This is a genomic window from Spirosoma sp. KNUC1025 (genome assembly GCF_045160025.1).
In the GTDB taxonomy this organism is placed as follows: domain Bacteria; phylum Bacteroidota; class Bacteroidia; order Cytophagales; family Spirosomataceae; genus Spirosoma.
Genome location: NZ_CP087139.1, coordinates 623,269 through 646,625, shown reverse-complemented (window position 1 = coordinate 646,625; position 23,357 = coordinate 623,269). Strand labels below are relative to the sequence as shown.

At 48.6% G+C, this 23,357-nt stretch carries 17 protein-coding genes and 2 pseudogenes; 10 read left to right on the top strand and 9 right to left on the bottom strand.

What is annotated here, in order from left to right; translation table 11 throughout:
- Positions 1 to 76: 76 nt before the first annotated feature.
- Both LN737_RS02825 and LN737_RS02820 read right to left on the bottom strand, forming a co-directional pair.
- On the bottom strand, positions 77 to 2,185 hold the full coding sequence (locus LN737_RS02825) for a helix-hairpin-helix domain-containing protein (protein ID WP_405516036.1): 2,109 nt from the start codon (positions 2,183 to 2,185) through the stop codon (positions 77 to 79).
- A 150-nt stretch (positions 2,186 to 2,335) separates the two neighbouring features.
- Positions 2,336 to 3,663 (bottom strand): annotated as a pseudogene (locus LN737_RS02820) (hypothetical protein).
- A gap of 163 nt (positions 3,664 to 3,826) precedes the next feature.
- Between LN737_RS02820 and LN737_RS02815 the strand changes: the two are divergent.
- The 5 genes from LN737_RS02815 to LN737_RS02795 all read left to right on the top strand — a co-directional run bounded on the left by LN737_RS02815 (position 3,827) and on the right by LN737_RS02795 (position 8,477).
- Positions 3,827 to 4,459 carry a thymidine kinase gene (locus tag LN737_RS02815; RefSeq protein WP_405516034.1) on the top strand — a complete coding sequence of 211 codons (633 nt, stop codon included), beginning with the start codon at positions 3,827 to 3,829 and terminating at the stop codon, positions 4,457 to 4,459.
- 43 nt (positions 4,460 to 4,502) lie between these two features.
- Complete coding sequence (locus LN737_RS02810; protein WP_405516032.1) at positions 4,503 to 5,669, top strand: hypothetical protein; 1,167 nt, start codon at positions 4,503 to 4,505, stop codon at positions 5,667 to 5,669.
- Positions 5,627 to 6,742 (top strand): two-component regulator propeller domain-containing protein, encoded by a 1,116-nt coding sequence (locus LN737_RS02805; protein WP_405516030.1) that lies wholly within the window; start codon positions 5,627 to 5,629, stop codon positions 6,740 to 6,742. Before LN737_RS02810 ends, LN737_RS02805 begins: the two co-directional genes overlap by 43 nt.
- 162 nt (positions 6,743 to 6,904) lie before the next feature.
- Positions 6,905 to 7,885 (top strand): pyruvate dehydrogenase complex E1 component subunit beta, encoded by a 981-nt coding sequence (locus LN737_RS02800; protein ID WP_405516028.1) that lies wholly within the window; start codon positions 6,905 to 6,907, stop codon positions 7,883 to 7,885.
- 301 nt (positions 7,886 to 8,186) lie between these two features.
- Entirely contained in the window at positions 8,187 to 8,477 is a 291-nt protein-coding gene (locus LN737_RS02795) for a hypothetical protein (protein ID WP_405516027.1), read from the top strand.
- Between the two features lie 95 nt (positions 8,478 to 8,572).
- Here LN737_RS02795 and nadC read toward each other — a convergent pair whose 3' ends face one another.
- Positions 8,573 to 9,406 carry a carboxylating nicotinate-nucleotide diphosphorylase gene (nadC, locus tag LN737_RS02790; RefSeq protein ID WP_405516025.1) on the bottom strand — a complete coding sequence of 278 codons (834 nt, stop codon included), beginning with the start codon at positions 9,404 to 9,406 and terminating at the stop codon, positions 8,573 to 8,575.
- A gap of 162 nt (positions 9,407 to 9,568) precedes the next feature.
- On the opposite strand from nadC, the gene LN737_RS02785 reads away from it, so the two are divergent.
- From LN737_RS02785 to LN737_RS02765, 5 genes and pseudogenes are all read left to right on the top strand, one after another.
- The gene (locus tag LN737_RS02785) at positions 9,569 to 9,916 is read left to right on the top strand and encodes a hypothetical protein (RefSeq protein ID WP_405516023.1); all 348 of its coding nucleotides are present in this window, start codon (positions 9,569 to 9,571) and stop codon (positions 9,914 to 9,916) included.
- Positions 9,917 to 10,010: 94 nt separating this feature from the next.
- Positions 10,011 to 13,085, top strand: a complete 3,075-nt coding sequence (gene secDF, locus LN737_RS02780; protein WP_405516022.1) for a protein translocase subunit SecDF — start codon at positions 10,011 to 10,013, stop codon at positions 13,083 to 13,085.
- Positions 13,086 to 13,241: 156 nt separating this feature from the next.
- Positions 13,242 to 14,746: pseudogene (locus LN737_RS02775) on the top strand (APC family permease).
- Between the two features lie 106 nt (positions 14,747 to 14,852).
- Positions 14,853 to 15,650: a sulfite exporter TauE/SafE family protein gene (locus tag LN737_RS02770; protein WP_405516020.1), complete on the top strand. Its 798-nt coding sequence runs from the start codon at positions 14,853 to 14,855 to the stop codon at positions 15,648 to 15,650.
- A gap of 60 nt (positions 15,651 to 15,710) precedes the next feature.
- Entirely contained in the window at positions 15,711 to 17,111 is a 1,401-nt protein-coding gene (locus tag LN737_RS02765; protein WP_405516018.1) for a rhodanese-like domain-containing protein, read from the top strand.
- A 60-nt stretch (positions 17,112 to 17,171) separates the two neighbouring features.
- Here the strand turns inward: LN737_RS02765 and LN737_RS02760 are convergent, their stop codons facing one another.
- The 6 genes from LN737_RS02760 to LN737_RS02735 all read right to left on the bottom strand — a co-directional run bounded on the left by LN737_RS02760 (position 17,172) and on the right by LN737_RS02735 (position 23,336).
- A complete protein-coding gene (locus tag LN737_RS02760; protein ID WP_405516016.1) occupies positions 17,172 to 20,012 on the bottom strand; it encodes a pitrilysin family protein in 2,841 nt (946 codons plus the stop codon).
- A 97-nt stretch (positions 20,013 to 20,109) separates the two neighbouring features.
- Entirely contained in the window at positions 20,110 to 20,502 is a 393-nt protein-coding gene (locus tag LN737_RS02755) for a hypothetical protein (protein WP_405516015.1), read from the bottom strand.
- 124 nt (positions 20,503 to 20,626) lie between these two features.
- Positions 20,627 to 21,382, bottom strand: a complete 756-nt coding sequence (locus tag LN737_RS02750) for a CPBP family intramembrane glutamic endopeptidase (RefSeq protein ID WP_405516013.1) — start codon at positions 21,380 to 21,382, stop codon at positions 20,627 to 20,629.
- A gap of 13 nt (positions 21,383 to 21,395) precedes the next feature.
- On the bottom strand, positions 21,396 to 21,785 hold the full coding sequence (locus LN737_RS02745) for a thiol-disulfide oxidoreductase DCC family protein (RefSeq protein WP_405516011.1): 390 nt from the start codon (positions 21,783 to 21,785) through the stop codon (positions 21,396 to 21,398).
- A gap of 46 nt (positions 21,786 to 21,831) precedes the next feature.
- Positions 21,832 to 22,806, bottom strand: coding sequence for a sporulation-delaying protein SdpB family protein (locus LN737_RS02740; protein ID WP_405516010.1), 975 nt, complete (start codon positions 22,804 to 22,806; stop codon positions 21,832 to 21,834).
- A complete protein-coding gene (locus tag LN737_RS02735) occupies positions 22,794 to 23,336 on the bottom strand; it encodes an SdpA family antimicrobial peptide system protein (RefSeq protein WP_405516009.1) in 543 nt (180 codons plus the stop codon). The genes LN737_RS02740 and LN737_RS02735 overlap by 13 nt, the downstream gene beginning before the upstream one ends.
- Positions 23,337 to 23,357: the final 21 nt, after the last annotated feature.

Genomic DNA, 23,357 nt, shown 5'->3' with positions numbered 1-23,357 from the left:
AGAGGAGGTATCGGCAAATATAAAATAAAACAATATTTAAGCTCCGATAATAGCAACCGTATTACTATTCGGTATCTCAAAATTTCCACCGGGCCTGTAGCTTCACCTCCGTTTTATGGGCAGCACTTATCTCATCGAGATCGGAACCAACTGTATTCTGATTCGTCAGGTCCGTTCGAGCCAAGCGTGCCCAAATTGTCAAATGACGGTTTATACTATACTGTACGAGTAAATAATGCCGGATGCCCTGATAAAAATAAGCCGGAAATGAAAAGGTATACAGTACGTCCCGCTCATACACGTACTGACGGCTGTCGTAGTTGTCCGTGCCGAACAGGGCCACGCGTCCGCTTATACTTAGTCGCTTGTAATCAAATGTGGCATCCTGAACGAGTGTAAATCCGCGGGAAGGCGTTTGGCCTGAGTAGGCAAATGAGCCCCATTGCGCCCGCGAACGTAACGATAAGCCCGGCGAAAGTTTAAAATCGACGTTTAGGGCATAACTTCTTCTGGTGGTACCGACTACGTCCTTGGTCTTACTGTCAGGCAGATTCTTCTGTTTGTGCTCTTCGTGATATACGGCATAAAAGGCTGTTTGCCGATCCGGTGTATACCGTGTCTGAAGCAGATAGTCAAATCCATCGGAGGGTTTATCAACCAGATATTTCAGCCACGGAAACGTAAAATAATCAATAAAGCTGCTTAGCGCCAATTTTCGGTAAACGGTGTATTTCAGACCTATATAGGCGCCTGATTCGTTGTTTGCCCGCGTTCCTTCGCTGAACGCATTGCTATAAAAACTGTGGAAGTTGCGATCGTAATGGCGAAACACTAGCGCCAGATCCAGCTTTTTTGTCAGGCTTGCCAACGCGCCCCCAACAGCGCCAAGACCACCCGAATTGGTTTCGGAGCCACTGCTTCGGGCTACTTCGCCAAACAGGTTCCAGTTTCGCCAGATATAACTACCGTGAACGCCCACAACAAGATTGTGTTTTCCAGTAAAATCAAACTGGTTATAGGGCTGATCTCGTTTGCGAAAAAATGTATCGAAAGTGGTCTGCAAAACCAGTAGTCCAAGTTGTAATTGTCGACGATCATGATACAGTACATGAGCACCAAGATTGGTTTCAATCAAACTTCCCTGATCATCGAGTTCAGCCTGCGTACGATGCAGCCCGGAAGTTTGCAGCGATGTAGCCATACGTAATGTGCCGGTGGTATCTGTTGTGATGTTAGCGTCTCGTCGGTTTCGGCTTACCAGTAGGGTTAAATCGAGCGAAGGAAGTAGTGCATACGTAGCTGCAGCTCCTCTGAAGTAACCATTCTCTGCAAGCGATGTATAAGGCCGCACACCGAGTGTTGGCCGCCGGACCGTTTGCACCGTTTCGGCACTTTTGCCTAGCACAAACCCTGCTGATAATATCAACCCTTGGCCAACCTGTACCTGATAATCGCCAAGGAGAACGGTTCGCCACTTTCCCCGGTTCTGTAATTGCGCGTGAAATGAAACATAGTCAGCACCGTATCGATGGGCTGACGGCTGCCAGGTTAGCTGTTCGCCGGGGTCTTTTTCAAGCGTGAGCCCAAAGCTAAAAGCACGGGGACGGCTGTAGCGATAACGCACGTACCATTGGGATGAACCGCCAAGATAACGGCTCTGAAGATTTCCTTTTTTATCAGGAACGGCTTCCGAAAAGCCTTTTTGCTGTTCCAATACCTGCTCGTAACGAACAATCAGATAATTGTCGGTTGGGGTAGGGAGGTTGCCAAACAAACCTGATTCGTCCGTTACGGTCACGAATGGCAATAGCCGCCGGATCGTTGCTACGTCAAAGTCGGGTACAGCCTGTAGTTCATAAATCGATAACAAATTCCCGATCTCAGCGCGGTACGTAGTTAAGCTATTCAATTGACGCTCCGAGAGCAGGTACGTAGCTGCCAGTTCATCGCGCGTGGCACTGTTTAAGTCGAGCGGATTCGCATATAGCTGGGCAAAGGCATCATACACTGATTGATAATCAATGCCCTCCGTTTGTACTGGAAATAAGTCCTGAATAGCCTGGCTTATAGTAACAGACCGAATATTATCCTGACGTATCGAAGCATTGTTTTGAGCAAATACTGGCGCAGCGACACACCATCCTACTACAATAAGCGCAGAAACAGCTTGCAATATCCTCGTCATATAGCTTTTGCAAAGCGCTACCGTACTAAGCTTTCTTTGCGGCTATATGACGAGAATGTATTACAGAAGATACATGTATTGGATAATAAGGCACATAGATTAGGTGCCCGCCAATGGTGTTTAAGCGATAGAAATGTCAGGCAATAGTTTTCAGGCAAACCGACGTTTCAGAATTTCGACCAGTTCACTAACCTCATCGCCGTTCATATCCCAAAGATATTGGGATGCATACCGGTCCGATATCAGATCGAGTGCCTGACCATAGCTATTGAGTGTATCGATTTCCTCAACGGCCTGGTTATAGGCGCTGGTATTTCCGTTAAATAGCTGATTGATAAACCGAAACTTCTGATTCAACGAAATACTGCGGGCAACGCTCTCGATAGGAGCGCGGTGAAATGTTTCAGCAACGGTGGTGGCTTGTGCCGATTCGGTCCCTGTAGCTTCCCGCAACGTATCATTCAGCGTAGCAACGGGTTCCGATAGTGTTATGGGCTGGCTTGGCTCAGATAGCGCCGGTTGTGAGATGGCACCCGTTGGCATTTGTGAAGGCTGACTGATGGGGGCCACAGGTTCGGGGCCAGGCTCACCGCTCAAAAACATAGGGCCACCTGCCTGAGACGTATCCGCTGATTCGGCTTTCGGGTGTTCCGAGACTTCCTGAAGAGCGGTACGTATCTCCTCCTTCGCCTGGCTCACCGGTTCGGCAGATGTAGGCTGAGGAGGAACGGCAGGCGGCACACTATCGGGCGTCGCTTCCGCTGGTACCAGAGGAGCCGGTGGCACCGCTGATTCGGCAATGGTATCAAAAAAGAGCGCGCTGGCGGATTGGGAATATTATCAGGAACATGGCTCCGCAGTAAAGCTGATACGTCCATGGGGAGTTTTTCAGAAAACAGCGCTACGTACTTATCATAATGCTCCAGTTCATGACCACGCTGAGCGAGTGCCTCGTCCAGAAAACCAATGGCCTGGTTTACATACACAAACGGCTTGCCTTTGGTACGTTGGGTAATATGCGCTGGTATAAACTGATTGATTTTCGTAAAGCGGGTTATCTGCTTAAGGGCCGAGGCCGTCAGCATAAATTCGGGTTGACTACGTATTATTTCATCGAAATAAGCCCGCGGGTCAAAAATCAGGATGATCGTCCGGCGAACCGCGTCGGCCAATAGCGGTTCGAGGTGTTCACGCCGAACCGAAATATGCTGCGACACTACGTTCATGAAATGCTGGAGGGCTTCCTGAACGTCGGCATGCGCAAAGTCAAAATAATGACTGCGGAACTTCTCTGCGTCGGCTTTCCATTTATCGGACAAACTGCTAATGACCAGTAGATTAATCTGTACAATGGGTGTTAGCGACAGAATCTGCTCCCCATTGATCGTAGCATGTTGCTGGTAAAAATCAGTAGCAATCCGACGGGCGTAGGACTTGCTGTATTCAGAAAGCGCGTTTGCGTTAAACTTGTTCGACATCAGGAAAAGCCTTTGTTTTGTAAAGATAAAGTTTTCGGACGCAAACCTATTTTTGATTGGACAGAAATCAAAAACAAGATGAAGTCCTGAATAAACCTACGATGACCGCTGTCGATTTGTTTGCGTTAAGCAGGTAATCGGCCTTTAGAACGATTAACATCAGATGTTTATTGAACCCAACCGCCGACGTGAGCCCCCTCACCTCCGTACGGGCTGGATCGAACTGATCTGCGGCTCTATGTTCTCCGGAAAAACCGAAGAGTTGATTCGGCGGCTCAACCGGGCCCATATTGCGAAACTCAACGTTCAGATATTTAAGCCTGCTCTGGATACCCGGTATCACGAAGAAAATATTGTTTCGCATTCGGCACTTACAATTCGTTCAGCCCCCGTGCAAACAGCTGGTCAGATACCGGCTCTGGCCGGCAATTGCGACGTAGTGGGGATAGACGAAGCCCAGTTTTTCGACAAGGAAATAATAGATGTCTGTAATCACCTCGCCAATCAGGGGCAGCGCGTTATTGTAGCAGGCCTAGACATGGATTTCTCCGGAAAACCATTTGGTTGTATGCCGCAACTGATGAGCATTGCTGAATACGTAACAAAGGTTCATGCGATTTGTGTGGTTTGTGGCGACATTGCTCAGTATTCATACCGGCTGGTGCCCTCTCAGGAACGGGTTTTATTAGGCGAAACCGATAGCTACGAAGCCCGCTGCCGACGATGTTTTCATCTTGGGCCCGATGCAGGCCGTAAGGAATGGGCCTATGAAGACGTTAAGAATGATGAAGGATAAATAATAAATAATGAACAATGGAAAATGTATAATGAGTAGGAGAGTGAGAAGGGCATTAGTCCGCTCGCTCCTCATTATTCATACTTCTTTCTTCATTTCCCATTCTTCGTTCTCCCAAATTGGCACCTGGCAGTCACACGTTAGTTATCAGTCGGGACAATCGGTGGCTGTGGCGGGTAGCAAAATATTCACCGCTACCCGAAACGGTTTTTTCTACTACGACAAATCCACAAACGAAACCGTTACGCTTGGCAAAACCTTAGGACTAAGCGACGTTGGAATAAGTCGGCTACTTTATTTGGCCGATCAGCATCGATTGCTAATTGCCTATCGGAATGGCAATCTGGATTTTTTAACTCTGTCGGATTCAGGTGAACCCGGTGAAGTGGCTAATTTGAATGCCATCGTTTCCGCTCCAAACCTGCCGAGTTCCCGAACTATCAACCATATCAACCGCATTGGGAACTACGCTTATCTGAGCACTGACTTTGGTTTACTAGTGCTGGATTTGCTAAAAGACGAAATTCGGGATACCTATTTTAGTCTACGCACCGACGGTACGCCCCTGCCTATTTATCAGACAGCTGCCACAGCGGATAGTTTGTACGCTTTAACGGCTCCTTCAAGCCTGACGATGACCGGAAACCGACTTCGGGTCGTGCGGTTTTCGGCAACTACTAATCTTGCTGATCCGGCTAACTGGCGGCTTATTCAATCGCCTGCGGCATCGGTATCGTCCATATTAACCGATCATAATCGCCTGTACGTATCGGTTAATGGGCAGGGAGTTTTTGAGAAGGACAGTGGTACGTGGAAACTTACCCAGCGCATTACGTCGCCAATTGTTCGATTGTTTCCATCAACGACTGGCGTTATTCTGGCTACAAATCAAGCAATCACGTTGCCAGCCTCAGGAACATTTACCGGATCCGTATTAGCCGATCCGGGCGAAGTTGTGGTTGACGGTAATACGGTTTGGGTGGCCGATGCACAGAACGGTTTGTTGGCAGGCCGCGCCAGTACGTTTGAGCGTATAACTCCTGAAGGGCCAACCCGCGATCAGTTTACTTCTTTGTATGCCTATGCGCAAACGCTGGTCGCTCTACCCAATGGAACTCAGGATAACACATCCGTAACAGGACGCCAGCCACCTGCTGAGTTTTTTCGGTGCCTAATCAACGGTGGAGCAGTAGCCCGGTTGCCAACATAACAATAGGCTTCAACGCTGCGGCTTATCTGGCTTCAGAACAAAAACTGTACCTGAGCAACTTTGGTGGCGGTTTGTGGAGCCAGAGCGATGGGCAGGCGCCAGTTGCGGTTACGCTACCTGCTACGATAGGGCCATTTATTACCAGTCTGGCTACAGATCTGGCTGGGAATCTGTGGATAGCTACTGGGGGAAATAATGCGCAGTTGGCTACGCTGCATGTACGCCGATCAAACGGACAGTTTCAATCCTTTTCAAGCGTTTATCAAACAAATATTTTACAGATTCTGCCAGATGATAACGGCTTCCTGTGGATGCGGCTGGGAAATGCGGGGGGACTGCTGATATTCGATCCGCAAACTAACCGAAGTCGATTTCTGGATAACCGAAGCGGACAGGGATTACTCCCAAATAATAACGTTCGGTCATTGGTAAACGATCGTAATGGCATTATCTGGGTGGGCACCGACCTTGGCCCTGTGGTTTTTGATAACCCTTACGGGATTTTTGATGGGTTTGTAGATGCGCAGTCGCCCCTGATCAATGGTCGTCGGTTGCTGGCCAATGAAGTAATTACAGCGATTGCTGTGGATGGCGGCAATCGAAAATGGCTCGGCACGCTAAACGGCCTCTACCGCGTCGCCCCCGACGGGTCACAGTTGCTTGATACGTTCACGGCAGTCAACAGCCCGTTACCGAGCAACACCATTCAGGCGCTAGCGATTGAACCGGTTAGCGGTACTGTATTTATCCAGACCGTAAACGGGTTGGTTTCTTATCGCGGAACGGCAACAGAACCCATTCAGGAACTTAGCGGCCTGACTATTTTCCCAAATCCGGTCCGGCCTGATTTCAGCGGATCGGTCGGAATAAATGGGTTAACTGATAATGCGACCGTTAAAATTCTGGATGCTGGAGGGCAGTTGGTCTATGAAACTCGTTCGCAAGGCGGCACCGCTACGTGGAATCTGCGTGATTATCGGGGACGGCAGGCACAAACCGGCATTTACTTGATTGTCGTCGTTACGTCCGATGGTCTGGAAGGATTGGCAGGTAAATTGGCTGTAGTGCGGTAGCCGGTCAATTCCGGGCTATAAACCCGGCTGAACAAAAAGCCATTTCCTACCGTTTGCCGAATCAGGTCATTTTGCCTAATTTTGGCCAGTATTTTTAGCCAGCGTCGTCGGATGAGGTACTTTATCTGAACGGAGTGCTACAACGAAATCAATACATTCAGCATGAGAGAAATACAGTTCCGCGAAGCCCTACGGGAGGCCATGACGGAAGAAATGCGCCGTGACCCGCTGGTCTACCTGATGGGTGAAGAAGTTGCCGAATACAATGGTGCCTATAAAGTCAGTCAGGGAATGCTGGACGAGTTCGGACCGGAGCGCGTCATAGATACACCGATTGCTGAACTGGGTTTCGCCGGTATTGGGGTTGGTTCGGCCATGAACGGTCTGCGGCCTATCATTGAATTCATGACGTTCAATTTTTCGCTGGTAGCGATTGATCAGGTCATCAATTCAGCGGCTAAGGTTATGTCGATGTCGGGTGGGCAATATTCCTGCCCGATTGTGTTTAGAGGGCCAACAGGTAATGCTGGTATGCTTTCTTCGCAGCACTCGCAGAACTTCGAAAACTGGTTTGCCAATACGTCGGGCCTGAAAGTGGTTGTTCCCTCAAATCCGTACGATGCCAAAGGGTTGCTTAAGTCGTGTATTCGTGACAATGACCCGGTTATTTTTATGGAGTCGGAGCTGATGTATGGCGACAAAGGACAGGTGCCTGAAGAAGAATACCTGATTCCGATAGGTCAGGCTCACGTAGTTCGTGAAGGGAATGACGTAACGATCGTTTCCTTTGGCAAGATTATGAAAGTAGCGCTCGCAGCTGCCGATGAGTTGGCGAAAAATGGCGTTTCGGCTGAAGTTATCGATCTTCGCTCGGTACGTCCAATTGACTACGCTACCATTATCAATTCGGTGAAGAAAACGAACCGTTGCGTAATTGTAGAAGAAGCCTGGCCACTAGCCGCCATTTCGTCGGAGTTAACCTACAATATTCAGCGTAATGCCTTTGATTATCTGGATGCGCCAGTCGTTCGGGTCAACAGCATGGACCTGCCCTTGCCCTACGCCCCCACGCTCATTGAAGCCATTTTACCAAACGTAAAACGGACGTTGCAGGCTGTTGAGACTGTGATGTACAAGAAATAATGAGTCAGCTGGCCTATTAATTATGATTTGGTAGGCTAGCTAACCCATACCTAACAAAAAGAGCGCCGGTCTGATTGTCCGGTGCTCTTTTTGTTAAAAGACAACGCCCACCTGTTTGGACAAGTGGGCGTTGATTGACTCAATTGTAGGTAAAACACACGTCAATGGCATTTAGTTTAGCTTGTGAAAAATAGTAAAATTATTTTCCATTAAAATCAACTTATGCCTAAACTTGCAGAAAACTGTACTAAAATTGGCCCAAATCGCTCAATTAAGGCCTACGGGTCGAACCATTTATGAGGTGACTGTTCAATACGTTGGATCGCTGACGACATTACGTCATCGGGAGCCGACCGTCACTTTTTTCTCTAATCTGCGCAAAGCCGTCGATGCTATTACTGCCGAACTTGCCCTTAACAATTGGGCGCCTAAGGTCAACTATACAGCCGTTTACAGAGGGGTTAAGCAGCGGGGCGTATATGGCTGCGATTTTGACGTAGCAGGCATGCGGGTTTTCCGTATCAAAGTGGTGCCCCGAATACTAAACCCAGCGCTCCCGAGGCTGGGAATTGATGAAAATCCGACGAAGTGATAAGACAGGACTATAGCACCGAAGCTCCGGCTTCGGTCAGAAAGGAACTAAACTTTTCCCATCGAAGCCGGAGCTTCGGTGCTACAATGGGCATCTTAATACGCTTTCAAACTCAGATCGAGGCTTTTGATCTGGTGCGTTAGGGCACCGGAGGATATGTAATCAACTCCCGTTTCTGCGTAAGCCCGCAGGTTTGTTTCGTCGATACCCCCCGACGCTTCGGTAATAAATCGCCCATTAATCAGACGTACCATGTCGCGGATGCCATCGGGCGAGAAATTATCCAGCAGAATAATATCGACCTGGCCCACACGAAGTACTTCTTCCACCTCCGCTCGATTTCTGGTTTCTACTTCAATCCGTAAGGACCGGCCTGTTTCCTTCAGGTAAGCAACTGCTTTTGTGATGGCCGCTTCAATACCTCCGGCATAGTCAATATGATTGTCTTTGATCAGAATCATATCGAACAGGCCGAAACGGTGGTTAACAGCGCCCCCAATTTTCGTTGCCATTTTTTCGCAGATCCGAAAATTTGGGGTGGTTTTCCGCGTATCCAGTAGTTTGGCCCGCGTTCCCTCAAGTAAATTGACTAATTCACGGGTATGGGTGGCAATACCGCTCATGCGTTGCATACAGTTCAGTACCAGGCGTTCGGCGGTCAGGATGTTACGGGCATTTCCACTAACCGTCAGAACAACGTCTCCGGGCTTTATGGTCGCCCCATCCTGAAGAAGGAGGTCAAGTTTAAAAGTTGGATCAACTTCGGCAAAAATGGCCTGTGCTACGTCGACACCCGCCAGCACTCCCGGTTCTTTAACTAATAGTCGGGCCCGTTTCTGAGCATCGGCTGGAATGGTAGAGAGCGAGGTATGGTCGCCATCGCCGATATCTTCGGCTAAGGCTAGCCGGATAAATTCATGCAGATTCATACGCGCAAAGTACTTCAAGAGAAGCCATAACTCCAAGTTGTAGCTTCCGTAAACAATTGGTTTTCATTAGAACTTGCATTGTTCCTAAAATGATGCGAAATTTGTTACCCGCTAAGGAAATTTATGAAGCAACCCCGCGTCATACAACGTTTTTCAAGCTTGATGTTAGCAGCATTATTGCTGTTTACGGCGGTATGGGGGTTTAGCAATGCGGCACAGTCGAAAGCTCTGTTAGCTAAAAAAGCGGTTGCCGAACAAACCAAATCGGGAAAAGCAGCTCGCTCCGATTCGAAAGATGCCCAACTGAGTACGGCCCAGTTTGAAGCGGTCGTGACCCCCGCGGTTCAATTAGGTGATTCAGGACAAACGGCCTTTCTGCTCCCTGCACCCACGCTGGTGATTTTGCTTCTGCTGAGTGTTTCAATACGTCAGCATTTTACACTCCCGCATTTCTATTTTTCGTACTTCAAACACGTTTTTGGGCATCACATAGCCACAAATGCGCCCTAACTGTAGCACCGGGTTTGCGGCCCGGTAAGCTGGCTTTTTCTCCATTTTCATTCATTTATTTTTTCCTTAACGGACCTTGGGTCTGTTATCACTCATGCAAAACAAAACCGGAATACTTATTCTGACAGGCGTCATTGCAGCTATCTGCATTTACTTCCTGTCGTTTACGTTTGTCTCACGCGGTATTAAGACCGACGCGGAGGCTTATGCTACCAACAAACAAGGGCAGGTTGATCGTAATAAAAAACAGCATTATCTGGATTCACTGTGGAAAGAGCCTGTTTATCTGGGCAGTACGCTGCAGGAAGTCACGGAGCGTGAACTTGGCCTGGGGCTTGATCTACAGGGCGGTATGCACGTAGTGCTGGAAGTATCGCCTGCCGACATCCTGCGGGGATTGTCGGGAAATAACCGTGACCCTAAATTTAACGAAGCGCTGAGGCTGGCTCGCGAAGATCAGAAATCCAGCAATACGAGCTTTGTTGATCTGTTTGCTGATGAATTCAAAAAAATAGCGCCTGACACGAAGTTGTCCAGCATATTTGCGACAAGCGCCAACCGTAGTAAAATTAACTACCAATCGTCGGATACGGAAGTTCGGAAATTGCTGAATGACGAAGTAAATGGCGCAACGACACGGGCATTCCAGATCATTCAGGCCAGGGTTGATAAATTTGGCGTTGCTAACCCAAACATCCAGCGTTTGCCGGGTTCAGGACGTATTCAGATTGAGCTTCCGGGTGTTGATAACCCCGAACGCGTTCGTCGCCTGCTGACAGGTGCTGCCAAACTGGAGTTTACCGAAGTATATCGCCTGAATGAACTGGCTCCGGCTCTTGAAGGGATGGGGGCTTATTTACTACGTGAAGAAACAGCCCGTAAAGCAGCTTTAAAAACTACTGCGCCTACAACCGGAACTGCTGCTAAAGGGGCATCCAGCCTGGAGTCGCAATTGGCGCAGGGTGCCAAAAAAGACTCGACGGCTAAAAACGATACGGCGGCTGCATCCGCTCAGGGTACAGCGTTAACGCAACTGTTTTTGCCTGTCGGACAGGATCAGTTGGGTGTTTACCTGAAAGATACAGCTCGGGCTAATGCTGTTCTGAATGCAACAGAAGTACGGAACCTATTTCCTGCCGACGCTATTTTTGCCTGGGATCGCAAAACGTTCAAAGCCACGGACGGCAAAGAAATTCTGCCGCTTTATTTCCTGAAAAAGCCAGGCGGCCGCGCTCCGCTTGAAGGTGATGTGATTACGGACGCTGCCAACGACTACGATGATCGTGGCCGTCCGGAAGTGACGATGAACATGAACCCTGAAGGGGCTCGTAAATGGAAAAACCTGACTGCGGCAAACGTAGGCCGTCCGGTGGCTATTTTGCTGGATAACCTGGTTTATACCGCGCCAAACGTACAGAACGAAATTCCGAACGGTCGTTCGAGTATCTCGGGGAACTTCACGGTAGAAGAAACCAAGGATATGGCGAACGTACTGAAAGCCGGTAAACTGCCTGCTCCAACGAACATTGTAGAAGAAAGTGTTGTAGGGGCTACGCTGGGTTCTGAGGCCGTTACGGCGGGCGTTATTTCCTCAATTGTTGGTATTCTGCTTGTTCTTGGCTTCGTGCTGTTCTATTACAACCGGGCCGGTCTTATTGCCGACGTTGCTCTGATTGTTAACCTTTTCTTCCTGCTGGGCGTAATGGCCTCGCTTGGCGCTGTATTGACCATGCCGGGTATTGCCGGTATTGTATTATCTATCGGTATGGCCGTTGATGCCAACGTACTGATATTTGAACGGATTAAGGAAGAGCTTGCCGAAGGGAAAGGATTCAAGCAGGCCGTTGCCGATGGGTTCAAGAATGCGATGTCGTCGATTATCGACTCGAACGTAACGACCTTCCTGACGGGTGTGGTCCTGTTTATTTTCGGTACGGGTCTGATTCTTGGTTTTGCCACCACGCTGATCATCGGTATTCTGACCTCGTTGTTCGCAGCTATTTTTATCACTCGTCTGTTGCTGGAATATTATATCCGTAATGGCAAAACGCTGAGCTTTAGCTCGTCGTGGGCGAAAAACCTGTTTGCGGATTCCAACTTCGATTTCGTGTCGCGTCGGAAACTGTACTACACCATATCGTCGGTAATTATTGCTGCCGGTATCATTTCCGCTGTTTTCAAAGGATTTGGACTGGGCGTTGATTTCAAGGGTGGCCGTTCTTATGTTATCCGTTTTGAAAAGGCAGTAAGTACCGATGACGTTCGGAATTCACTGGAAGGCGTTTTGGGTTCATCGCCGGAGGTAAAAACGTACGGTGGTACAGGGATTGGTTCGAACCAGGTGAAAGTAACGACACCTTACCTGATTGATGATAACTCACAAGGCGCTGATAAGAAAGCAGAAGCGGCTATTTACAAAGGACTTAGCACCATCAGCAGCAATCCGGCCAGAATTGAAAGCTCACAGAAAGTTGGTCCAACTATCGCTTACGATATTCTGACTTCGGCTTTGTGGTCGATTCTGCTGGCTGTCGCTGTCGTGTTCGTGTATATTCTTATTCGATTCAAACGGCTGGCGTTTGGATATGGCGCTGTTGTCGCCATGTTCCACGACGTACTGATTATCCTAGCGATTTTCACCTTCTTCAATGGAATTCTGCCCTTCTCGCTCGACGTTGATCAGGCCTTTGTTGGTGCGTTGCTGACGATTATGGGTTATTCCATGAATGACACCGTGGTGGTCTTTGACCGGGTTCGGGAGTATCTGAATGAAAACCGAGGTAAAAAGGAAAGCATTCCAACGATTATCAATAACGCGCTGAACAGTACGTTAAGTCGTACGGCCGTTACGGGTTTTTCGACTATCCTGGTACTGTTGGTGTTGTTCATCTTCGGTGGTGAAACGATTCGGGGCTTCTCGTTCGCCATGCTGATTGGTGTTATCGTCGGTACGTATTCGTCGCTGTTTGTGGCTACACCGATTGTGGTAGATGCCCTGAGCCGCGATCAGGAGAAAGATTCGTCGATTCCTGCCATTGCCGAGAAGAAAACAGGCTTCGACGCTATACCCGCTGATTTTACGTCGAAAGCACCGGCAACGCCTGAAGAATTTACGGCCAAGAAAGAAAAGAAAGAGAAGAAACCGTTGATTCGCCCTTCTCAGTCGTAAAATAATGAGTGAAAGAGCGAAAGAGTGAAGGAGCGAAAGCCGTCTGGCATTTTTTTACGCTCTTTCACTCTTTCGCTCTTTCTTTCGTATCTTTCCCAATGTTTTCACCCAAGAATATTTCTTAAAACGACACAATCACCAAACTCTATTTCCTGCATGGAAACTAAATTAAAACCTGTTGATACAAGTGTCTGGCGTAAGAAGCCCCTGGCGGCTTATGAAGCCGATATGAAAAAAGTGAGCTTAAACGTGTTCTGACTCGCTGGGGATTAACCTCACTGGGCATTGGCGCCGTTATTGGAGGAGGGATTTTTGTACTAACAGGTATTGCTGCTCACGACTGGGCAGGTCCGGCTCTGGCGCTATCGTTTGTACTCGCCGGGGTTGCCTGTACGTTTGCCGCTCTTTGTTACGCTGAATTTGCGTCAATTCTTCCTGTTGAAGGATCAGCCTATGCATATTCATATGGAACGGTGGGCGAAATTTTTGCCTGGCTTATTGGCTGGAATCTAATTCTGGAATATATGATGGGGGCCACCACCGTAGCGGTGAGCTGGTCGGGTTATTTCGAGAAATTACTTCATCTCTTTCACATCGACCCGCCTATCTGGTTGATGAACGATCCCGTTACGGCACAGGAAAAAGCCGCAGCGCTTCGGGCTGCGGGTGTAGCTGTTCCCGACTTTTCCTTTGCGATGAATCTCCCCGCTTTTCTGATTGTGCTCGTCGTAACCTACATCCTCGTTCGGGGGATCAAAGAAGCTGCCAGCACGAATAACATCATCGTAATTGTAAAAGTAGCCGTTGTTATTTTCGTGATTGTTGTCGGTGCTTTTTACGTAGATACAGCAAACTGGCATCCATTTCTTCCCGAACCCGTTATCGATAGTGGCGGTCAGCAACATTACGGCTTTAATGGAATTGTGACGGCAGCCAGTATCGTATTCTTCGCCTACATCGGGTTTGACGCTGTTTCGACGCAGGCCGGAGAAGCCATTAATCCAAAGAAAGATGTGCCCTTCGCCATTATCGCTTCGCTTGTTATCTGCACTGTACTTTATATTCTGGTTTCGCTCGTATTGACGGGCATGGTACCTTTTAAGGATCTCGATCTAAAAGCACCTGTGGCGCAGGCATTTGCGGATAAGGGTTTAACATGGGCTGTGTATATTATCACCATTGCGGCTCTGGGCGGATTAACCTCAGTAATGCTCGTGATGATGCTCGGACAGACCCGGGTTTTCCTGGGTATGGCTAAAGATGGTCTGATTCCACCGGGTTTATTTGCCTCGATTCACCCTAAGTTTAAGACTCCCTGGAAAAGCACTATTTTAGTCGGTATTATTGTATCGATCGTAGCTGCCCTGACACCAATTGACAAAGTTTCGGAACTGACCAGTTCAGGAACGTTGCTGGCGTTTGCTATGATTTGCGGTGCCGTTTGGTTATTGCGGGTTCGTGAACCCAATCTGGAACGTCCGTACAGAACCCCCGTACTGCCTGTTATTGCGACGCTTGGTATCCTGGCAAACCTGTATCTGATGTATAACCTACGGACAGATACCAAAATCTCCTTTTTAATCTGGTGTGCCATTGGGTTAATTGTTTATTTCACGTACAGCCGTCGGAATAGCCACTTAAACAAACCCGAAAATCATTAAACGAATCAAGGGTTTTCTTATAATTTTTGCCAAATGCCCCCTGATATCTGCATCGGGGGGCATTTTCATTCGTCTATAGAGTAAACAAGCGTAGTTTTGCCCTGTAATGAGTGGACAAGAGTTATTTGGTTATGCATCTGCCGTTGTTGTTGGCCTGGTTATTGGACTAGCAGGAGGAGGAGGATCAATTCTGACTGTACCCATTTTTGTGTACGTATTTCACATACCAACCGTGCTGGCAACTACCTACTCCCTGTTTGTCGTTGGCTCTACGTCGTTGATTGGTTCAGTCAATCATATCTGGAAAAAACGGGTTGATTTACGCGTTACGCTGGCTTTTGCCCTGCCTTCGTTTGTTTCTGTTTATTTAAGTCGGCGGTTTCTGGTTCCGGCTCTTCCCGATCCGCTGGTTCAGTACGCCCAGTTCAGCCTGTCGAAAAGTGATGCCATTCTTTATTTCTTTTCCATTGTCATGATCATTGCGGCCAGGGCCATGATTCATAATGATCAGCCCGAGCAGGGGGAGGCTGCAGATGGACGCCCCCGCTACAGGAGTCTGGCCCTGGATGGTTTGGCAGTGGGGTTGTTGACAGGTACGATTGGCGCAGGCGGAGGATTTCTGATTGTACCAATGCTGGTCCTGCTGGCAGGCTTGCCCGTGCATCGGGCAGTCGCCACATCCGTATTTATTATTGCCATTAATTCGTTTGTAGGCTTTCTAGGTGATATTCATCATACGAATCTGAACTGGAATTTTCTCGTACCCTTTACGGGTTTATCTATCATCGGTATTTTTTTCGGAATGTATTTTGCCCGGTTTGTTGCGCCCGATAAGCTCAAAAAAGGATTCGGCTGGTTTGTGCTAACCGTGGCGTTTTATATGATCATCCGGGAAATTTTGTAACGTGGGTAGTTTTCCCGCAATTGGCTACACATCAAAACGGACCAAGTGTCTGTATTACGTATGATAATCGAACAACTATATACAGGCTGCCTGGCGCAAGGAGCATACTATATTGAAAGCAAAGGCGAAGCGGCAATTATTGACCCGCTTCGCGAAACAGCACCCTACCTTCGGAAAGCGGAGAAAGCCGGTGCTCAAATCAAGTATGTTTTTGAGACGCACTTTCATGCTGACTTCGTATCGGGTCATCTGGATTTAGCACAAAAAACCGGTGCGACAATTGTATACGGTCCTAACGCCAATACAAGCTATAACGCCTATCATGCTACTGACGGCGAATCATTTGCGCTGGGGGATATAACGATTAAAGTGCTGCATACGCCTGGTCATACGCTTGAATCAACTACGTATCTGCTGATTGATGAAGCGGGTAAAGACCGCGCCATTTTTACCGGCGATACGTTGTTTATTGGCGATGTTGGTCGGCCTGACCTGGCTATAAAAGGCAATCTGACGGAACGTGACCTGGCGGGAATGCTGTATGATAGTTTGCATACCAAAATCATGCCTCTCAACGACGACGTGATCGTTTATCCGGCGCATGGTGCGGGCTCAGCCTGTGGCAAAAACATGAGCAAGGAAACCACTGATACGTTGGGCAATCAGAAACGCTTTAATTACGCGCTTCGAGCCAAATCGAAAGAAGAATTTGTTGAAAAAGTACTCGATGGGCTAACCACAGCGCCTGCCTATTTTGCTGAAAATGCCCGGCTTAATAAAGAGGGATACGAATCGATTGACCGGGTGTTACAGCGCGGTAGTCATGCCTTGTCGCCCGACGCGTTTGAGGTAGCCGTGAATGAGACAGGTGCGCTTGTTCTGGACGTACGTAACGCTGCTGAGTTTGCGCAGGGATTTGTGCCAAATTCCATCAACATTGGCCTCAATGGTCAGTTTGCCCCCTGGGTTGGCGCCTTGATTCCTGACCTGACACAGCCAATTGCATTAGTAACGCCTTTGGGGCAGGAGGAGGAAACGGTTCTGCGGCTAGCCCGCGTCGGATACGACAATTGCATTGGCTTTCTGGCTGGTGGGTTTTCGGCCTGGCAACAAGCGGGTAAAGAGGTTGATGTGATTGAATCGATATCAGCGGAGGAGTTTGCTAATCGATGGCAACAGCATGTCAACATCGCCGTAGTGGACGTACGGAAGCCGGTCGAATTCACTGAAGAGCACATCAGGGGTGCAGAAAATTTCCCGCTGGATAACCTCAACGACCACATGGCCGAAATACAACGTAACGAACCCGTTTATGTTCACTGTGCAGGAGGCTATCGGTCAATGGTTGCCAACTCCATCCTGAAAGCGCGGGGTTTCAATAACGTGGTCAATGTGGAAGGGGGGCTCGCGGCTATTAAAAAAACAGCTGTGCCGGTCGAGTCAAACGTTGAGAGTCATTAAAACAGAAGTGAGTAGTCATCAGATAATAACGTTGATGGCTACTCACTTCCATTTTTCAATTTATTGCTTCTTTTCCGGCATGAGCACCAACCGTATGAAATTGGGGCCGAAATACTCATTCGCAGCGGCTTTTGTACTTTCAACGGTAACTTTATTGAGCTGCTCATTCTCGTGCAGAATTTCGTCCGGCGCATCGCCATTGTAATATTGATTCTGCAGGTACCCAAGCCAGAACTGATTGTCTTTCAGCTGGACTTCCGTCTCGCGACGGGTTTCGGCTTTGAATTTGGCAATATCGGTTGGGAGTGCTCCCTTCTGCTTTAAGTCATTGATAAGCTCCTGCGTTTTGGCAATCAGCTTTTCAACGTTGTCAGGCGCACAGCCAAAATTGATGCGGAACGTATAGCGGGGCACTGGATATTTTGCATAAGCCGCATTCGCACCAACGCCATAAACGCCACTCTCTTCTTCCCGAAGTTTCTCGATCAGTTTTATCTCCAATACTTCAGCCAATGCATCCAGTTGAGTTGTGGTTTCGGGCGTCCAGGTCAGATCGCCACTGTAGACGAGCTGGACAGACGCCTTCGGATCAAGGCCGCGATACACCGTTTTGCTGATCTGGCCGGCAGGAATCCGAATACCCAAATCTTTAAACTTCTCTGTTTTATCCGTTGCGGGTAAGCCACCCAGGTATTTCTCAATCAGGGGCTTCAACTGCTGTTCTTTAAAATTCCCGATGAAGAAAAACGTAAAATCACCCGCATTGGCAAACCGTTCCTGATAAACCTGCAGGGCACGGTCGAGATCAATTTTATCCAGATCGTCTGGTTTTAGCGGCTGCCGTCGTGGGTTGTTGTTGCCCAGTGTTACGGTTACTGTATCCTGAAATACCCGTTGGGGCGTAGGCGTGTTGATCTGGTTTTGCAGCGCACTCCGTTGATTGGACAGAAATCCCTTCACGACGTCGGGATCTTTGCGAGGCTGGGTAAAATAGCTGTAGAGTAATTGTAAGGCCGTTTCCAGATCTTTTGGAGCCGCGCTTCCATTTATGCCCTCGCTTAACTCCCCAACGTAAGGGAAAACGCTCACCTGTTTGCCCGATAAAAATTTGCCCAGCTGAATCTGGTTGTATTCACCCGTTCCGCCCATAGCGGTCAACGTTGAGGAGAATCGGGCCGACTGGAAATCCTTGAGATCATAAAGCGACGTACCGCCAAAGCTGCTGGCCGAAAACAGAATCTGGTCATTTTTGAAATCTGTCGGCTTCAGTACAACCCGTACCCCGTTTTTAAGCGTCCATTCCGTTACGCCAATTTCTTTGATCTGTTTTTCATTGACAACAGGCGAGCCCGTTGGTTGCTTGGCCAGTAAGGGACTGTCGATGGTTTTGTCTTCGTAGGCAGTCAGTCCTTTGCCTGCGTCATCTACGTAGCTCAGAATCTGCGCTACGGTCGGAAGTTTGGCTTTGTCCTTTTCGGGGGCCATGACGATAACCGCCCGATTGTCGTTGTGAATAAACTGATCGACCAGCGTATTTACCTCGTCAAGCTTGATGCCGCCCTGCACCTTCTTCAGGAAATCGTAATAGAAATCGATGCTGGTAAAAGGCTCTTTATCCGTGAAATTCTGGACGTATTCGTTTACGTAATTCACCGAGCGAGTTTTGTTACGTTCGCTATAAGCCTGCTCAACATTCGTCATAAACTCCTGCTTGGCGCGGGCCAACTCAGTCGGTGTAAAGCCAAACTGTTTGACACGAGCGTTCTCGTCGAGAACGGCCCGAATGGCTCGCTCAACGTTTCCTTCTTTTGCTACGGCAATTGATGTGAATGCATCAAGATTGCCCAGAAAATCACTGTAATTGCTGTAGCCACCCAGAAATGGTGGATCAGCGCGTTGGGTCAGTTCCTGAATCCGGTTGCCCAGCATGGTATTGAACAGACCCCGTTTGATACTTTCCCGAAGGTCGTTCAGCGTTTTCTCCTTGATTTCAGGGCGTTTGTAAATTACCTGCACCACCGTATTGGGCTGTTCGGGATCGGTCACGACAACAACTTTCGTGTCTTTGTGCGCCGGAATCTGAAATTCAGTACGTGGTTTTGCATTTTTTACGACGGGAATCCGGCTGAATTTCTCACGAATTATCCCTTCGACCTGTTTGATGTCAAAATCGCCAACGGCAATAACCGCCATCAGATCGGGCCGATACCAGTCTTTATAAAATTGCCGCAAAGTCTCCGGTCTGAACGTAGTAAGCACCTGTTCGGTACCGATGGGCAGCCGCTTCGAATACTGCGAGTTGTTCAGTAACATCGGGAAATACTGGTCTCTCATCCGCTGACCCGCTCCTCGGCCAAGCCGCCGTTCTTCCAGAACGACACCGCGCTCTTTGTCAATTTCGGCCGGATCAATGGTGGCATTGTGCGCCCAGTCTTCCAGAATCTGAAAGGCTTGTCTGAATACGTTCGCTGAATCGGTTGGTACGGGCAATTGATACACCGTTTCGTCGAAGCCGGTATAGGCATTCAGGTCAGCTCCGAAGCGAACCCCCGCCGACTGAAGAAAGTTGACCAGCTCGTTTTTGGGGAAATTCTTGGTGCCGTTAAACTCCATATGTTCCATGAAGTGCGCCAGTCCCTGCTGATTGTCGGTTTCGAGTACCGATCCGGCCCGAATCACGAGCCGGAGCTCGGCGCGGTTTTTGGGTTCAGCATTTTTGCGGATGTAGTAGGTAAGTCCATTGGGCAGCTTCCCTACTTTCACGTCGGGGTCTAGCGGAATCGGAGCGTTCAAGTTTAAAGGCGATGGTTTAGCCGTTGTTGGGCTGGCTTTGGGGGCAGGCTGGGCCAATGCCAGTGTTGCACTAAGAAACAGGCCTAGATTTAAAGGAAAACGTACCATTCGGTCGCTTAAATTAAATTGTGGTTTTGATACTGAATAAAGCCGTAAGATAGAGCCTTATGTGATAGAAGAATAACGAGTTAGATGCGGGAATCGTTTATCGTTTCCAGACCAATAAAATACCCACCAGAATAGCCGCAATAACCGATAGCCAGCAGATAATTATTACCCACCGAATCGGAATTTCCCACATGGGCGCATGAAGCAGTTGCGTTTCTTCATCGGTGTCAACACTGCCGTAGAAATTGCGGGTACAGAAATCATCCCAGCTGGTGTAGTCGATAAAGCAGGCGAGGGTATCCAGAAAAAAAGGCGAAGAAACAGCCGACGACTGCCAGAAATGTTGCAGCTCCTGAGCGTCTACATGCTGGTGCGTACGATGGTGCACAAGCTCACTCAACTGCCTGAAATCACGTAATCGCCAGTGCGACGATGGCTCCCAGTGCAGCACCCGTTCAATTTGTTGTTTAAGGTCATCGGTATAATGCATCACCCTGAATAACCGAATTTTCGGGCACAAGTCAAAATCCGATACGTATAAAGACGATACAGCATCACCCAAAAGCCGGACAACTTCAAGATCTTGAAGTTGTCCGGCTTTTGGGTGATGCTGACTAACCCGCGATCAGCTCGCTGGTCAATAAAACAACGTGGGCAGCCGCATGGGCAATCATGGCTAACACGAGTCCATATCGCCAGTAAATCCAGCCAAATACAACACCCGCTACCGAATTGCCCAGGATGATGTAGAGCGTTAACGTAGCAGAAGGGTCAGGGACCAGTAATTTCAGGGCCGGTAGATGACCGGCGCCAAAAAGCAGAGCCGACAGGATGATGCCAACCCAGTAAACAATCGGCTTCTGCGTGTGAAATAACCGGCTCGCTGCCCAGACAAATAGCGTCATCAACCCAAACCGAAGTAAGATTTCTTCCGTAATTCCACCGTAAAGAAACCGGGCCAGTGGCGAAATTGACGTATCGGCACCATTCAGTTTAGCCATTTCGGAGGGGGTTAGCTGCTGAAATACCCAGACAACGCCCAGAATCAGGAGACCGGCCACTATACCGGGCAGAATACTGGTTTTAAAGACGTAGCCAACGGCATTGGGTGCGGTGAGTTTCTCTTTATCAACAAGTTTTAAATTGACTTTGCGATACAGTAATGACCCAACAACAACTGCAATAATCAGAAACAGAGTTGGATTGACGAGCATAAGCAGTTGTAGCTGTTCCGGAGTAAATTTTTCCAGCACAACTTTAGGCAGGTTCGTCAGGGGAAACGTAGTGGTCAGGAGTGAGGCTATACCCACTAAGCCAAGCGCCCAAAGCGTCAGTCCGGTTTTTAGTGGCTGTGGTGTCACGGTTGTCATGGTTGCGTTCTTTTTACGATAAAATCATTCGTTGGCGTTCGGCGGGTGTGGGTAGCTGACAGACGGTCTTTTTTCCAAGTCGATAGCGATGGCGGGCAACGGAGTCATAAACCAGATCCCGTAATGGACGAGGGACGTAACGAAAATATTCTAGCCAGCTCCATAATCCGGTTAAATGTCGGCAGATGTGAAGAATGGCGTTGGATTTGGTCAATACGTTACCAGATTCGATCAGAACAATACTATCAAATGATCGAATGCCATTTGCTCTGAGTAGCTTCATTCCGGAATCAGACTGTGCAGAAACAAACCCAAAATAAGCATCTGGATCGCGCCGGATCACAAACTGAACGTAAACGTTGCAGAATCCGCAGATACCATCAAAAATAATTGTCGCTTTCATGGTCGTACGCTTTGGCCGGGCAACAAACCCGGCCGTTTACTCAATACTAGGCACTCGCCGTAGCTACCTCAGGTGATGATTCGGCTGTCCGATAACGTAACGTTAAGGGCGGGAAGAATGTGCGCATCACTGGCTTCAGGCTGAAGGGCTGATCGAACGGACGCAGGTAAATGAGCAGCGCCGATGTCATCGCCATAAAAAACGTTGGTAACCCGTGGATCAGAATAATCATGAAGTGAAACGCAATGCCCATCCACAAAAGATATTTCCGGTATTTAGCGTCTAAGGTTAATCCTAAAAACAAACTGCCTTCGAAAATCAGTACGCTCCAGGTCAATAACACGATACACCAGCGATTGGCCAGAATGGGAAGCAGCAGGCTGTGTACTTCAGGCGACAGCCCAAACACCGGATTCGAAAACCAATAATAGATTGCCGTACCGTCGGCCCATTCGGTCACTTTAAATTTGCCCACACAGGCTTCAAAATAAATCAGAGCGACCTGCAAACGTAGTAATGTATAGGAAGTTAGCGCTACCATTTTTCGGACCTGAAACCAGTACGTTGTTTTTTCAACTCCTGGCGCTGCGGACCAGTGCCATTTCCGGGGATCGGTAAGGGCCAGTGGCAGTAGAAGAAAACTGAGAACAAGCGTCACCTGATCGCCCCCGTCAACCAGAATAACCGTCGACATAAGACTGAACCCGACGTATACATGAAGCAGGGCTGTAAAACGTGGATAAATGCCAATCACTACCAGTGCCAGAATACCCATAGAAAGCCAGCGGGCAAGCTCCAGATTACCCAGCACACAAAACAGGCTGTACTGAGCCATTCCTACGCAGTTTGGGCATTCGGTCATACCGGCAATCGGGCGAAACAGAATCCCTGTATCGTTGAAAAGCAGGGTACAAAACGTACCAAAAGCCAGAAGTGAACGGACAGCACCATACACATTGGTCCATGGATTACGGGCCATAAAGGTGGTTAAATAACGGTCGAAAGCAGTTAGCGTTTGCATACAACAGAGAGTTTAAGGATGGAACTGGGGAGTGTAATTTTATCGGCCTGCGAGGACCAGGCCCACGGAACCAGGCCCTGCTGGACGAGATAGTACGTTCCGTCTAAAAGAGGGCTTGGTGTTTTATTGATGACCGTTACTTCGGGCAGGTTATGCGACCGTATGTAGGCTTCAGGAGCAATCTCACTGCGCTTCCATTTGTCGGCCGGTACGTCGTAGAGCAGGTAGGCATATTCGACACTCATGGCTCGTGCTGCCCGCCGAAAGCCCATCAAATTAGCGAAGGTCGCCTGCCGCTGACCATCTACCAGTTCCAGCCGGTTGTTCACAAATCGATAAAGCTGGAGATTTTCGTCTCTCGGACTTTTGGTGAAGAATGCCCAGCCTTGTGGAAACAGCGTTCGAATGTTCTGCTGAAACTCATAGCTGAATCGAATCGGGTTGTCTTTTGTGTAAGTTAAAAGAGCAAGAAAGGCAAAGCCTATCCATAACAGACAGATGCCAACAAAGGTAAATCGGGTCGCTTGCATGGCAAAAAAGGTAAGGGTTAG